The organism is Haloechinothrix alba (assembly GCF_900188115.1).
Taxonomy (GTDB): Bacteria; Actinomycetota; Actinomycetes; order Mycobacteriales; family Pseudonocardiaceae; genus Haloechinothrix; species Haloechinothrix alba.
Genome location: NZ_FZNW01000040.1, coordinates 1 through 13,608, shown reverse-complemented (window position 1 = coordinate 13,608; position 13,608 = coordinate 1). Strand labels below are relative to the sequence as shown.

Sequence of the window (13,608 nt, the reverse complement as noted above, 5' to 3'; positions counted from 1 at the left end):
CTCACCCGCTCGAAATGGCGCCGCAGACACCAGCAACGCGCCCGACGATGCCACTACGCCGCACGACAAGCTCCGCAATAAGTGCGACTGTAGTATGAGGCTCGCCCTGCTTGTCATAGAGCACCGTGGCCACGAACCGGGAGTTGCGGAGGGTCGGCAATCCCGCAGGCATTCCACGCACCAGCAGCGAACCGTAGCGGCGGTCGAACTTGGCCATCGCCGCATCGCCTGCCGCATTCGCCGCCGCCTCGCTCGAGCCGCGCTGCTTCGCACGTTGCTCGGCGAGGTTGCGTACCATGTCCCGGCGGCCGCTGATCCGCACCAGCAGGTTTTGCGCCCCCTTGGCCGTCTGGTTGAGCACCGTGGCCGGCCCGTAGGTCGCCGCCACATCCGGCAACCGTGCCAGCTGACCCTCCAGGCCCAGCAGCTGAGCCAACTTCTTCTATTCCAGCAGCAACCCGCGCGGGTTGTCAGACTCCAGCAGCACCACGATTGGGTCGCCGCCGAACGAGCGCGCCTTGGTTTCCACTGCTCGATAGGTGGGATCGTCTGCGGGCAGCAACGAACCGACCCCGGTGTCGATGCGGAGCTGGGCCAGGCCACCGACGACCAGCGCGATCAGTACCGTGAACGCCGCAGCGGCCCCGGCCCGCTTCCCAGATGGCGGCGCCCATTGACGCCATCCGGGGTGGCGGTGTGGCCAGCGCAGCGTTCGCCGCATCATTTCGGTGCGCGCTCCACGCGTGGGTACTCGCCCCGGTACGGTTGCGGGTTGCCCACCTGACCGGGAGCCGGATATGGGTTCGTCCAGGTGAGCGGATCCGCCTTGGTCGAAAGCGGGTTTCCTCGGATGGCGTTCGAGTTGAAGATCGGCGCCATCCGGAGCGGGCGAATCCCGTTGTCAAGCTGCAGGTCCAGCGCCGCCCCGAAGCTGGCGAACATCGCTCCGACGTCCCGGCCATAGGGCTTGAGATACGCCAGCATCGGGTTGACGTCCCGCAGCGTCATTTCTGCGTCCGGGATCAGCTGCCGAAGGTCGTGCCCGAATGTGGGTACTCGCTTGAGAGTGGCCGGCGCGGTGTCCAGAGTGCCATCCAGTGCGGGCAGCAGACCACGCAGGTCGTTGGTCACGGCCGGCAGCTGGGACAGCGCCGTGCTCAGGTCCGGCGCGGCGGTCTCAAGGTCGGCCGCGACCGGGGCGAGCGAACCGGATAGCTCGCCCAGCTTGCCGGTGGCCGTGTTGGCCGACGCCAGCAGTTCTGGCATGCGCCGCACGGTGTCCTCGAGCGCTGACCGCTGTCCAGCGGTGGCATCGGTCAGGGTACGGGCGTCCTGCACCACATCGGCGATCTGACCGCGCCCGGTGTCCAGCGCTTCGAGCAGGGTTGTCGCTTCACGTGTTAGGGCCTTGAGGTCGTCGGACTGGGCCGCGATCGCGTCGAGTGCGGTGTGACCCTCCCGCCCCAGCTTGCCGAGTCCTGTCATCAACTTGCTGAGGTCCTCGGATGTGCCGTCGGTGGCCGTGCCGAGGGAACGGACGGTACCGCGCAGCGCATCGCGCGTCTCGGGATCGAGAGTCGAGAGCAGGTCGTTGATGTCCACGCTCGGTTTCACGGCCGACGCGGGCAGGGCGGCACCGTCCGCGATGGCAGCCCCGTCGCCGTCAATGACTTCGACGTACGATTGCGACACGATCGACTTGAGGCCGACGCGAACGGTGACGCCCTTGTGCACTGGAGCTGCCTCTGCAGACAGGTTCAGCGTCACTCTGGCGCTGTCACCTGCGAGCGTCACATCGGCGACCTGGCCGACCACCACCCCCGCGATCTCCACATCGCTCCCTTCCTTCAGGTTCTCGACGTCGGCGCTCTGGAAGGAAACGCGATAGGGATCGTCGTGGACGATGTCCGGCATCGGACCGCCCACCTGGTTCCAGAAGAAGAGCGAGCCGCCAGCGAACACGGCCACCGCAGCGAACACCGTGATCAGCTGGCGGACCAGTGGTCGGGAGACTCGCACCGCGTTCATCAGTTCCCTGCCTTCCTTCCGGCCCTGGCGGTGTCAGGTATGGCTCCATCTGCCTGGTCGAGGAGGTCGAAATCGATGTTCGATCGAGCGAGACCACCGTTCTTGTCGGCGAGGCTGGCGGCCGACGACGTCTGGTATACGAAGGCGGCGAGGTCCTCCATCCACGGCACGATGCGCTTGGTGGCTGAAGGCAGGTGCCCTGTCACCGGCTTGAGTTCACCCAACGCGCCATTGATGTCGCTGGCCAAGGGGCGGAGGTCCGCCACAACCGGCTTTGCCTTTTCAACCACAGGGGCTGCATCCTCCACGACCTTGCCGGCCGCCTTGACCGTCTGGCTCAAGCGCGACAGTGCGGGCGGGAGCTCTTCGGACGACGCGTGCAGCGCGTCCAGAGTCGGGCTGAGTTGTTTTGTCAATGTGCTGGTTCCGGTCATCGCGTGCCTCAAGTCCTTGGTGAGCCCGGGCACCTGCGCAAGCGTGGCGCTCAACTCGTCGTCCCGGTTTGCCAGCACGTGCAGTGCCTGCTGCAAGGCGGAGGTCAACCGCGCGAGTCGCTGGTCGTCCTGCCCCACCGCCGCGGAAATCTGCGCCAGCGACGTGACTAGCTGCGCGATGTTCTCCCGTCGAGTCTGCAGCTGTTCGACCACCGGGCGAAATGTAGCCATGGTGGCGTCCGTGGCGCGAAGCCCCTTCGGGAGGTGTTGTGGGGCGCCGGCCAGTGCGGCGTCGGCCTGGTTGATAAGCGAAGTCAGCGCGCTTTGGGCGCGTTCATCCAGCTTATTGAGGGTCTCCCATGGTTCTCTCAACCGCTTCGTCTGCGACACCGGAATCGCGCCGTCGTCTGACAACGGCTTACCAGGGGGACCTCCAGGGTCCAACGCCACGTACATGATGTCGACGGGCGCTTTGGTGCGCAGTACCGCTCGCGCATTGGTGTAGATCTTGTGTCCAGGATCGAGCGACATGACCACACGGGCGTTGCCGTTGGGTTGCGGCTCAGCGGATACGATCGTGCCGACTCTGACCCCGGCGATACGCACCTCATGGCGGCTCTCCGGTCGAATCGAGGGCGCCTTCTCGAACTCCGCTGCCACGAGGTTGGAATCCTGCCACGGGAGGTCCCAGCCGTATCTGCTGAAGGCGTATCCGGTCGCGGCGAGTCCGAGAGCGACAACGATCGCGAGTGCGATTACGTAGCGCCCGAGGCCAGGGACGTTGCGAACGCGCTCCAACACGCGCAGGACGCTTTTCATCGGCTACCTCCCGCGTATTTCTTCATCTGCTCGACGAGGTTCGGCATGGTGAGCGGGATTCCGGGTAGCGATTCGGTGTTCGCACCGGCCTGGAAACTGATCAAGCTTCCTTGCGCATCCTGGACCATCGACGCACGGGCCACGTTGGCCGCCAAGTACCCCAGCTCCTCGTAGAACTTGTGGTCGGCCTGCATGCCTCGGCCGCTGTTCTTGTATGGACCGGTACCGTGCCAGGTGTTCATCACGGTGCTCGCGATCGGACCGTTGACCCGCTGCAGCACCGGTCCACGCACATCGTTGAGTACCGCCGTGCCGCGCTGAGTTACCGGCACCAACTGCTCGACCAGTGGGCGGGCGTCACGCAGTAGGGGCCGCAGGTCCCGCAGCAGCGGGCGTGCCTGCCGCAACACCGGATCGAGTTGCCCCAGCAGTGGTTCCAGCTCCCGAGCCGTTGGGCGGAACGAATCCGCGGTTGCGTTTAGCTTATCCAGGGCCCCGCGAAGATCGATCAATCCGGTACGAGTATCGCGTAGCGTTGCCGGCAACGAGGCGATTCCGGCCGCCAGCGGCTGGCTCCGCTCGGCCAACACGGCGGTGGTGTCACGCAGTGATGTCACGATGTCGCCAAGCTGCCCCTGGTGTCTGCTGAGGACGTCAGCGGCGGTGTGAAAGTTGGACACGATCCGGGGCAGGTCAACTCCCGGCCGCCTGCCTTGCGCCGCCTTGAGCACATCGCCTGCCGGCCGCAGTGTCTGCGGTGCGTCGGCGACCAGATCGCGCAACGCATCTGTTCCGCCGCTGGCCAGGGTCTCGTCGAGCTGTTTCACCACGCTCCGTGCACTCTCACGGGTCGGCTGCGGCAGGGATTCGAGGATCCGATCCAGTTCGGTCGGTGTCTGGGTACGGGCGCGCGGAATGAAGTCGCCCTCGAACCTTCCTGTCCCCCCGCCGCGCCTGAGTTCAACCGAATAGGCGCCGCCAAGAAGCGTGTTAGGCGTGACAATGGCGCTCGGTTTCGGGCCGAGAGCATCCAGCGCGGATTCATCCACCTTCATGCTCACCTTGACTGTGCCTTGATCGGTCTCCTCGACACCGGTGACCACTCCCTCTTCGAGGCCTGCGACCTTCACAGCCGTGTCAGCCGGATGAAGCTGGTAGTTCCGGCTGAACTCCGCAGTGATCGTCTCGCCCGATCGAAGGAGCGTCACGAGTGACCCCTTGAACACGGCCGCCAATAACACGATCACGGCCAATGCGAGAAACACGATGCCGATACCCAACGGTGTTCGCCAGCGTGAACGCAGCACCGGCAGCTTGCCAGTCGGCCGATTCTTCGTCGGTTTCACCGGCCACCTCCTGTCGATCCGTGGTCCCGCCATGCGCCGCCACCTGGCTTCGGATAGGGAACCCGGTCGGCCCTCGGGTCCGGGACGCTAGCGCTGTACAACCCTGGCGCCGCGATCATGAAGCCGAAGTAGTGCTTGTCCGGAGCGATCTGGCCGCTGAGCAGATCGTGCTCGCTGAAGAAACGGCCAATATCGGGCGCGTACGGCGCGAGGTCGTGCAGCAGGGCGCGGGAATAGGCCAGCGTCCTTGTCAGGCGCGGAACCAATGGTCTGGCGTCGTCGACAGTGCGCGTCAGGTCCTCCACGGCAGGGTTGGCCTGGTCACTCACACGCGGCACCTTGCCCAGCGGAACGACGGCATCACGCAAGAAGCCGCGCAAGTCCTCGGTGGCTGCCCCCAGCGCTTGCGCGCCGGGCCTGATGGTTGTCGCCGCAGATCGCACGTCGGATAGCGGACCGTTCAGGGACTTCAGGCCCTGGCGGGCCTGTCGCAGCGTGGCAGGCAGAGCCTGCACCGTGTCGGCCAGCGGCCGCGCTCCGTCCACGTTGATCGCGCGCAACGTGGTGTCCACTTGCTTGACGAGGCGGCTCAGCTCCTGTTCGTGGCCTGTGAACCGGCCTGCCAGCTGGTTCGCCGCGTGCAGCAGGGAGGGCAGATCGGCCTGTTCACTGGTCAGCGCACCGCTGATGTCGCCGGCGTCTTTGAGCATCCCGGGGGCCGCGCGGATCGCATCGCGCAGATCGTTGCTGTGTCCGCCCAGGCCGCCACCGAGCTCCACCAGACTGGAGCCAAGCGCCTCCCGAGTCTGCTTGTCCAACGCCGACAGGGCCTCGTCCAGCTCGGGTGAGGCGCTCGTCTGTGACAGTGGTATGGCAGTGTCGCTGAGGGGACCGGCCGAGCGGGTGCCCGGGTCGAACTGCACATGCTTCTTTCCGACCGCTGCTTGATAGCCGACCTGCGCACGTGCGTCACGGTAGACCGATCGTTGTCCTTCCAGGCGCATCGTTACGATCGCGTGCCCGTCTTCGTAGGCAACGGAGTGCACTTCACCGATGCGGACGCCGTTCTGCACCACGTTTTGCCGTGGCTGGAGCATACCCACGTCCTCGAAGGCGGCCTTGACATAGGTGTATGGCCTTCCCGGTATCTCGCCGCCGCCCTGCACAGTGGCACCGACATAGCTCACGAGACCGATCACAGCGAGGGTGACCACGCCAATGAGGAACTTGCGCGCCTGGTCGCGATGCACTGGACGTGGCATGGCTACGCCCCTCCCAAGAGCTGATCGAGCAGGGACTGTTCCTGCTTCTTGCTGAGACCCGTTGCGTTGCCGGGATCGGAGTCGCGCAGGTCTTGGGGAACGACATCGGGTAGGTCCTTCGGGCCGGGTACCCGGATGTCCGGAGCGAGTGGCTTGCCGCTGTCGCTGTTGCTCGGCGATGCAGGAAGGATCCCCGATGCCAAGTCTTGTAAAGTCTCCGGCGTCACCCACGCGACGGCGCGGAAGTAGTGGCCCAACGCGTCTCGACTGTTGGTCGACAGCGCCCACTTCTTCACGAACGCCATCAGGTCGCCGAGATGTTTGTCGAGCAGCTGGTCGCCTAGCGGGCGCAGGCTTTTTGCTGTAGCTCGCAGGTCGGGCCCCGCATTGCGTAGCCGCTCGACCGTGGGGGCAGCTTGCTTAAGCAACGTATCGGCACGGTCGAGCACCGGGGGCAGCGACGCGAGCGCCGGGTCGGCGGTGTCGGCGAATCGGTGCAGCTCGGCCGTGATCTCGGTCAGGTTGTCGGTGACCGGTCGGACAGATTTCAGCGTCGGTGCCAATGCGTCGGACACGCCTGCCAGTTCCCGCAGCGTGCGCCTGGCCTCGGTCAACGTTGTGGGCAGTTCGGCCAATGTTGTGTCCAGCGCCTGCTGGTTCGCCGCGAGCGTGGAGAGGGTGCGTTCGGTGCTGGCGACAAGTCGATCCAGGGTCTTGCCGTCCTTGGCCGCGAACGCTTGGGCGACCGGCCGGACCCGGTCGACCAGTTGGTTGAGCACCGAGTTCTGCTCCCGCAGCATCCCCCCTAGGTCTGCCGTACGACCCATGGCCGGGGCCAGCGCCTTGACCGCAGCGGCGGCTTCGGCCCCTGAATCCTGCATCCCCTCGCCCAGGGACGTGACCAGCGCGGCGAGTGCCGTCGAGGTGGGGTCGTCGAACGTGTTGAACATATCCTGCAGGTCCACGGAGGAGTCGGTGCGTTTCATTGGCACGACGGCCTCGCGCATATACGGTTTCGACGGCGAGCCCGCGTCCAGCTCGATATAGCGCTCGCCGAGCAGGTTGACGGGGCGGATAGTCAGCTTCGCGTCGCGGTGCAGCGGCAGCACAGCCGGGTTCACTTCCATCGTGACCCGTGCCTTTCCGCCCTGCAGCGAGATGTCTTGCACGCTACCGACCTCGACTCCGGCCGCCCGTACCATTGACCCGCGGTCGAGCGGGCTCGCATCGGCGAAGTAACCGATCACGGTTGGCTCGGCAGGCTGCTGCGACCCAGCCACTGTGACAGCGGCTCCCGTCACTCCCACCACAGCGGCGAGCACAACACCGACGCGCAGCATCAACGTTCTTCTCATCGCATTCCGTCCCCGTTCGCGTCGACCCACGGCTGCCCGGCGATCGAGCCTGGCGCGGGCTCTGGATCCTGCTTCATGCCCGGAGGTAGTACGCCGTTATTCAGGCTCGTGCCCGACAGGCTGACCAGTATTCGGCCGATGTTTCCGCTGCTGTTTTGGTTTGCGAAGACGGAGGCCCAGTTGGTCAGCCAGCCGGTAAGTTCCGGGGCGTATGGACGGAGAAACGCCACCGCGGGCTGCAGAGTGGTCACTGCGTCGTCGACACCAGGCAAGGTCGCGTGGGTAGCGTCGAGCAGACCTGGCGTGTACCGCAGCAGGGAGTTGGCGGAGGCCAGGGTCGGCTTGAGGTCGCCCAGGGTCGGCCGCAGCTCAGCCAGCACAGGACTGAGGTTCCTCGCGACGCTGGGAAGCCGCTCGGCGGCCGGCCGCAGGTCACGTAGTAGTGGAACGGTGGCATCCACCGTTCGTGGAACCCGGTCGAGCGTAGTGGTGGCTTCCCGCACGGTGGACGGTAGCTCGGCGAGCGCGGTCCGTAGCTGCTCTTGTTTGCCGGCGGTGGCCGAGGTCAGCCGCCCGAGGTTCTGCACGGTCTGCTCCAGCTCGCTGCGGCGCGGCGCAAGTTCACTGGTCATCGCATGAAGCCGTTTGACCAGATTGCGGATCGCTGGCCCGTCCTCACCGACTGCGCGCATCACTTCACCGACCGCCTGGACCGCCGGTCCCGCTGTATTCAGCGTGTCTCCGACCTCCTTCTCGCGACCCTGCAAGGTCTGGTTCAGTTGCTTGACCAAGCCCTGCACTCGGTCCCTGGTCGGCTCGTCCAGCATCGCGAGGACGTCATCGAGTTCCACGCGCTCGATGTTCGACTCGATCATCGAGCCCGACCGCAATGCTGGGTTCTTCTGCTGTCCCGGCAGGAGTTCCAGCACCCGTGTCCCGAGCAGCGACTCCCAGCTGACCCGTGCCGTAGTGCCGGCAGGCAGCGGAGCATGTTCTTCATCGACGGTTGCGGTGATGAGAGCCTTGTCCCCCTGGGTCCCAAGCTCTGTGATCTCCCCAACCTCCTGGCCCCGCAGCACCACCTGGCCGCCGACAAATGTGCCGTCCGCGGTGGGCATCAAAACCTGCACCTCGTAGCTCTTCGCCCCGAACGCGACCAAACCGGCACCGGCGGCGAGCAGTAGCGCAACTGTCGTCACGACAGCAATCCAACGGCGGCGCATGTCAGTCCATCCCGAGTGGACCGGCGGCATCTCCGCTGAGGAACTGACGCACAAACGGGTCTTCGGATGCGAAAGCTCCCTCGGCTTTCCCGTAGTGCACCAACTTTCCTCGCCAGAGCAGTCCAATATAGTCGCTCAGCGTGTGTGCGCTCGCGATATCGTGGGTGATCACGATGTAGGTTCCCCCGTGCTCGCGGTGCATCTCACTGATCAACTGGCAGAGAAGTTTCGTACGCACCGGATCAAGACCCGAGTCCGGTTCATCAAACAGAACAACGTCCGGGCGCAGGACGAGGGCGCGAGCGTAACCTGCGCGCTTGCGCATCCCACCCGAGAGCTCGTTCGGTGCCTTGTCCGTCGCTTGTTCCAGCCCGACTTCCTTGAGGTGGGCCATCACAATCTTCCGGATCTCTGACTCCCGCTTATCCGTGTGTTTTCGGAGTGGAAACGCGACATTGTCATACAGGTTCATCGATCCGAACAGCGCACCATCCTGGAACAACACGCCGAACCGCTTCCGCAGTTCGTACCGTTCCTGCTTGCTGACGTCCCAGATGTTCTGCCCAAACACGCTTACCGTGCCCGCGTCCGGCTCGAGCAACCCCACAATGTGCTTCAGCAACACGCTCTTACCGGTTCCAGACGGACCAAGAACTGTAGTAATGGCGTTTTCGGCGAAGCCCACTGTCACGCCGCTCAATACCGACTCCGACCCGTCGAAACTCTTCCATACCTCGTGCAGTTCGACGGTGTGCCCATTTTGGTTCGCAAGGCCAGCGGGGTCGAGCATACCCGTCACGGTACCATCGGATATTGTATATGAGTCAATACTAGGCATCGAAAACTCCGTCGCTAGACGTTCTCAGTTCGCCATCGGCGTGTTCGGATCGTTACCGTAAAGCAGCTGCACTAACAGCATCATGATCACGCTGATCGCCACGAGGTTGACCAACATCGCCTTAGCTGTATTCCTGCCAACATTTACTGGACCGCCGCGAACGTTGTAACCATAATAGCACGAAACCAGCGTGACGACAACCCCAACCAGCGTCGCCCAGCCGACCGAGGCGATGAAGTCTCTAGCATTCTGAACCAGGAAGAATACTTCCACGAATCCGCCGGCTGACACCGTTTCGGCTATCATCACATTGAACAAGTACCCGCCCGTGAATTCGACAACCAGTGCAATTGTCCAAAGAAAAGGCAACACGAACAGCGCGGCCAAGACCCTGGTTCCAGCAAGGTACCCAATGCTTTGTATTCCCATCACTTCCATTGCATCGATCTCGTCATTGATGCGCATTGCACCCATTTCGGCGACGATCCCGCATCCAACCTTCGCCGCGAAAATCCACCCAAAAACAGTTTCGAGGACACCGCGCAAGTTGCCGATCGTGTGGGGAGCGGCGACATATGAACCAATACCGATGGTCGACGTGATAGCGTGCAGCGCAAGACCGACCAAGAGGCCATACATGAAGACCATGAAAAGGACGACAACTGCGTTCTGCGCGATCAACACGCCCGAACGTCGAAATACCTCGGATGGGTACAGCCGCAAGGCGACCGGAAGGTCCCTAATAACTTCAACCGAGAACCCTACCACTCGGCCGACGCTCTCGACTGCTCTTGCCAAAGGGCCAGCTTTTGTGCCTTCCATGACGTTTGACTTGCTCACTGGTCCGTCAGTCACATCAATCGACTCTGTCTGTGTATTCCTCATCGTAGCGTTCCCAACGCGTTCGGAAAGAAGCCCAACATGACTGTTTGATAGGCAAGTTGCAGAACGAAAACACCCAAGAAGCAGATCACGACTGCGTTGTTTACCGCCTTACCGAGTCCCATAGCCCCGCCAGCGGCCGCGAACCCCTTGTAACAGCACACAGTACCTATCAGCAGACCTATCAAGGCATTGTTCACTAGGTAGCTGCCGATGTTGATCGGACCAGTTCCTGTATATAGTGTGTGGTAGAAATCGGATGCAGGGAGGTGCAAAAAGAAATCAGCGGCGACTTGCATGCCAACCGCCGACGCAGCTAGAGCCGGGATCGACAGCAACACGGTCGTTAGGACGACAGAGACAACGCGCGGTATCGCAAGTTCCCGCACAGGATCGATCCCCATGACCTCCATGGCGTCCAACTCCTCGCGCACCTTCCGTGAACCAATCTCGGCGGTGAGGGCCGTTCCAATAACGCCGGCGACAACCATGGAGTTGACCCATACGGTAAATGTGGTCGTGCTGAAAACGAATAGATAGGGTCCGAACAGCGGTCCGGCTCCGACCATAGCCACAATCTGAGCGGAGATCATGGAAACGGCCGCCTGGAAACCGAAGACGGCAAGCGCGATTGTCAGCCACGACGTCTTGATGACCTCGTGCATGTTCTCCAGAACGCGTCCCCAATATCCGGTTGGGCGCCGGACCGCGCTCCAGACAATAATGGCCAACAACTGGATCATGCCGCCCGCTTCGATGAGAAATTTGCGGGCATAGTCCGGAACATAACCCACAGATCTGGAGGCGACCCCGGTGTACGGGCCTCCGAGCAGCGGAACGTAGTTCACAGGAGGTGCAGTTTGCTGATCATCCTGAGCGCTCACATTCAACACCTCTTCGACGTCCTGACCTGACAACCTGCTGCTGGGGGATGTCTCGTACCGATCGCGGATATCCCGTTTGGGCATCTTCGCGGGTTGGAGTGCGGGGAAACTGTTCGACGAGTTCGATTCTGCGATGCGCCACGTGGTCGCTGACAAGGCCCCAGAAGTGGTCGGTGCGTTCCTGGTCCAGATCGACGCCAGCGTCGCTCGGGCACCCTTGTCGGGCTTCAGCATACGAACGAACATCGTCGGCACGAGCTGAGTTATGGTCACCTGGTGCTTCTCGATGTGCGCCAGAATCTGTTCAGCGTCGAGCTTCTTCATCCGCACCACCGTGCTGTCCAGGTGTGGATCATGCCCGACCACCACAGCGGCGTCGCGTGGTCAGGCGGTACAGGGCTCGGGTACGCATCGTCAGCGCCAAGACCGAACACCCGCGGGGTGACTGCCACCGGCATGTCCGCTCGCGGCTCACCCTCCTGCGCCGGTGGCACGGGCACCTTGATGCCTTCGGGCCTTCCGATGATGACCAAGGAGTATATCATTGGGGCGCCCGCGGGCCAGTCGGCCAGCGGCTCGCACGGCGCTTCAGTGCTTGCGGCCTCGTACGATTCGCACCCGCTCGGTACGGAGCCCTCGAACGCATAGCGGGTCGCACCGCTCGGCATCAGCGACACCACGGATTCGTCCTGTTCCCGGAGCCCGGCCGAGGCGAACAGCACCCTCGCGCCTATGTCATCGACGAGATCCGCGATCCCGTCGTTGAACAGGTGCAGGTTGATCTTGGCGATGTACAGCGACGAAAGCTTGATCCTTTTGTGCCTCAGCATGGCCTGCCAGCAGCCGGCCAGTTGACGGATCTCGTTACCGATGATGGTGACAAGCAGCTCGGCCGTGCCGCTAGCCGCCAAGAGAGCGCGGCTAAGCGGACCGGCACGGCCATCCGCAGGCAAGCAACCTGCACGCAGCGCGATTGCATGCGGCATACCAGCTACTGCACTCATACCTGCCATCGCTCGGATAGGGACCAGACGAGCGGGCTGCTCCTCTGGTGCGTGAGTCTCCACACTGCAATCTGATCCCGGGGAGGGCAGATCTACCCACTGCAGTACCCACTTCCGCGGACCGCTGCCGATGACTCGGTCGGCAAGGGGCGTGTGATGCGCGACCGTCGAGGTTGTCACTCACCGTCGCCTCAATGGCACGCAGCGCGCGAAACGGGAGCCATCGGCGCCCCTTGTGATCAACTTGCAGCGGAGGGTGGGCGCCTCCGGTGGTGTATCGGGTGTCGCCTTCGCCGAACCCGGAGGGGACTCGTGCCGCGAGAACAGATGCTCCCGGCCGAGGTCACGGCTGGCGCTCCCAGCGAGGCCAACCGTGTTCAAACGTCCTCGCCTTGGTGAGGATGCGAGCCGGCCCAACTGTCCTTCGACCTTCTCGCGCGAGACCTTCGGGTAACCGGCTGGGTGGTTCGACCGATGCGGGGAAGCCTCCAGCACCCGCATCCTTGGCCTCCGATCCAATGACGCGAGGCGGTGGTAGAGGTGTTGCTGCTTGGCTCTCTGTCAGAGAGAAGCTCCCGTGACCAACGACCACCACGCCCCGCCGACTCCGAACCGGCGCCGTCGGGTCAGGTTCAGCGGAGCGCGCACGTAGGTGTGCCGATGCGGCGCAAGTACCACGACGAATCGTGCGATTGCGTCCTCGACGCGGGACACTGGTACCGCAGGCACGCTGCGATGATTTGGCGGTTCATATTCGTGCAGACTCAGGATCGTGAGTTCGCCGACGATTGCACAAGCGAGACGTTCCTTCGAGCCGTCCGGAGGAGCGGATCGTTTCGATGCGAAGGCGATGGAGTTCGTCCGTGGCTGGTGACGATAGCGCGGAACGCGCTCCGCGATCGGCTGAAGAAGCGTTCACACCGCCTCGAGATCTTGACGCCATCAGTCAGAGACGACACCGATTCCGACGCGGACCCGGCCAACATCGTCATGGAACGCGAGGGCTGGCAGGAACTCCATCGCCACATCGACACCCTGTCCGAAGACCAAGCGAGGTGTCTTCGTCTCCGCTTCCTCGGAGAGCGAACGGTCGCCGAAACCGCAAGCGCAATGCAGAGAGCCGACATCGCGATTCGCGGACTGCAGTACCGCGCCATATGCAAACTGGCCGCACTGTCCGGCGGATCACCTGGTGTTGAGCGGAGCAGACTGGAGTCCGCAGGACGGATGAACTCGCCCCGTGGTCGGCGCCGTACCTGAAGGGAACATGTAGGTGATCGCACGAGCGCCGACGGACTGGAGGTGCGGCGCGGCGCCGAGCTCGCCCCGATGTTGCGGGGTTTCGGCGATTTGGTCGGCCGACCGGCTCGCCGTACCCCGCCGACATACTCGCCAACGGCCCTCGCCAGCTCCAGGCAAGGTGCGTACAGCTCCGGCTTAGTACTACAGTCGCGCTTATTTTGATCTTGTCGGCGTGTCTGCGCTGGTAGCGGGGTTGCTGGTTTGATCATGGGTGGATGGGCGATGATGTCT

General features: G+C 63.5%; 13 protein-coding genes. 1 reads left to right on the top strand and 12 read right to left on the bottom strand.

What is annotated here, in order from left to right; genetic code table 11:
* Nucleotide 1: 1 nt before the first annotated feature.
* The 12 genes from CHB84_RS21440 to CHB84_RS21385 form a co-directional block, all read right to left on the bottom strand.
* Complete coding sequence (locus tag CHB84_RS21440; protein WP_089303468.1) at nucleotides 2-436, bottom strand: hypothetical protein; 435 nt, start codon at nucleotides 434-436, stop codon at nucleotides 2-4.
* Between the two features lie 6 nt (nucleotides 437-442).
* On the bottom strand, nucleotides 443-724 hold the full coding sequence (locus CHB84_RS21435; protein ID WP_089303467.1) for a hypothetical protein: 282 nt from the start codon (nucleotides 722-724) through the stop codon (nucleotides 443-445).
* A complete protein-coding gene (locus tag CHB84_RS21430) occupies nucleotides 721-2,028 on the bottom strand; it encodes an MlaD family protein (RefSeq protein WP_089303466.1) in 1,308 nt (435 codons plus the stop codon). The genes CHB84_RS21435 and CHB84_RS21430 overlap by 4 nt, the downstream gene beginning before the upstream one ends.
* Nucleotides 2,028-3,281 (bottom strand): MlaD family protein, encoded by a 1,254-nt coding sequence (locus CHB84_RS21425; protein ID WP_089303465.1) that lies wholly within the window; start codon nucleotides 3,279-3,281, stop codon nucleotides 2,028-2,030. Before CHB84_RS21425 ends, CHB84_RS21430 begins: the two co-directional genes overlap by 1 nt.
* The gene (locus CHB84_RS21420; protein WP_089303464.1) at nucleotides 3,278-4,627 is read right to left on the bottom strand and encodes an MlaD family protein; all 1,350 of its coding nucleotides are present in this window, start codon (nucleotides 4,625-4,627) and stop codon (nucleotides 3,278-3,280) included. The genes CHB84_RS21425 and CHB84_RS21420 overlap by 4 nt, the downstream gene beginning before the upstream one ends.
* Complete coding sequence (locus tag CHB84_RS21415) at nucleotides 4,624-5,877, bottom strand: MlaD family protein (RefSeq protein ID WP_176440079.1); 1,254 nt, start codon at nucleotides 5,875-5,877, stop codon at nucleotides 4,624-4,626. The genes CHB84_RS21420 and CHB84_RS21415 overlap by 4 nt, the downstream gene beginning before the upstream one ends.
* Nucleotides 5,878-5,891: 14 nt before the next feature.
* Nucleotides 5,892-7,244: an MlaD family protein gene (locus CHB84_RS21410; protein ID WP_089303462.1), complete on the bottom strand. Its 1,353-nt coding sequence runs from the start codon at nucleotides 7,242-7,244 to the stop codon at nucleotides 5,892-5,894.
* Nucleotides 7,241-8,443: an MlaD family protein gene (locus CHB84_RS21405; protein ID WP_245818890.1), complete on the bottom strand. Its 1,203-nt coding sequence runs from the start codon at nucleotides 8,441-8,443 to the stop codon at nucleotides 7,241-7,243. Before CHB84_RS21405 ends, CHB84_RS21410 begins: the two co-directional genes overlap by 4 nt.
* A 25-nt stretch (nucleotides 8,444-8,468) precedes the next feature.
* Nucleotides 8,469-9,257: an ABC transporter ATP-binding protein gene (locus CHB84_RS21400; protein WP_245818891.1), complete on the bottom strand. Its 789-nt coding sequence runs from the start codon at nucleotides 9,255-9,257 to the stop codon at nucleotides 8,469-8,471.
* A gap of 72 nt (nucleotides 9,258-9,329) precedes the next feature.
* Nucleotides 9,330-10,160 carry an ABC transporter permease gene (locus CHB84_RS21395; protein ID WP_245818889.1) on the bottom strand — a complete coding sequence of 277 codons (831 nt, stop codon included), beginning with the start codon at nucleotides 10,158-10,160 and terminating at the stop codon, nucleotides 9,330-9,332.
* A gap of 26 nt (nucleotides 10,161-10,186) precedes the next feature.
* Entirely contained in the window at nucleotides 10,187-11,395 is a 1,209-nt protein-coding gene (locus CHB84_RS21390; RefSeq protein ID WP_245818888.1) for an MlaE family ABC transporter permease, read from the bottom strand.
* Nucleotides 11,392-12,075 carry a hypothetical protein gene (locus CHB84_RS21385; protein ID WP_141134772.1) on the bottom strand — a complete coding sequence of 228 codons (684 nt, stop codon included), beginning with the start codon at nucleotides 12,073-12,075 and terminating at the stop codon, nucleotides 11,392-11,394. Before CHB84_RS21385 ends, CHB84_RS21390 begins: the two co-directional genes overlap by 4 nt.
* Nucleotides 12,076-12,735: 660 nt before the next feature.
* On the opposite strand from CHB84_RS21385, the gene CHB84_RS21380 reads away from it, so the two are divergent.
* Nucleotides 12,736-13,335 carry an RNA polymerase sigma factor gene (locus CHB84_RS21380; protein WP_089303457.1) on the top strand — a complete coding sequence of 200 codons (600 nt, stop codon included), beginning with the start codon at nucleotides 12,736-12,738 and terminating at the stop codon, nucleotides 13,333-13,335.
* The last annotated feature ends 273 nt before the right edge of the window (nucleotides 13,336-13,608 follow it).

Excerpts from the sequence above, each read along its gene's own strand:
- CHB84_RS21435 (WP_089303467.1), bottom strand. The coding sequence starts at position 724 with ATGATGCGGCGAACGCTGCGCTGGCCACACCGCCACCCCGGATGGCGT.
- CHB84_RS21430 (WP_089303466.1), bottom strand. The coding sequence starts at position 2,028 with ATGAACGCGGTGCGAGTCTCCCGACCACTGGTCCGCCAGCTGATCACG.
- CHB84_RS21425 (WP_089303465.1), bottom strand. The coding sequence starts at position 3,281 with ATGAAAAGCGTCCTGCGCGTGTTGGAGCGCGTTCGCAACGTCCCTGGC.
- CHB84_RS21410 (WP_089303462.1), bottom strand. The coding sequence starts at position 7,244 with ATGAGAAGAACGTTGATGCTGCGCGTCGGTGTTGTGCTCGCCGCTGTG.
- CHB84_RS21400 (WP_245818891.1), bottom strand. The coding sequence starts at position 9,257 with ATGCTCGACCCCGCTGGCCTTGCGAACCAAAATGGGCACACCGTCGAA.
- CHB84_RS21390 (WP_245818888.1), bottom strand. The coding sequence starts at position 11,395 with ATGAAGAAGCTCGACGCTGAACAGATTCTGGCGCACATCGAGAAGCAC.
- CHB84_RS21385 (WP_141134772.1), bottom strand. The coding sequence starts at position 12,075 with ATGAGTGCAGTAGCTGGTATGCCGCATGCAATCGCGCTGCGTGCAGGT.
- CHB84_RS21380 (WP_089303457.1), top strand. The coding sequence starts at position 12,736 with ATGCGGCGCAAGTACCACGACGAATCGTGCGATTGCGTCCTCGACGCG.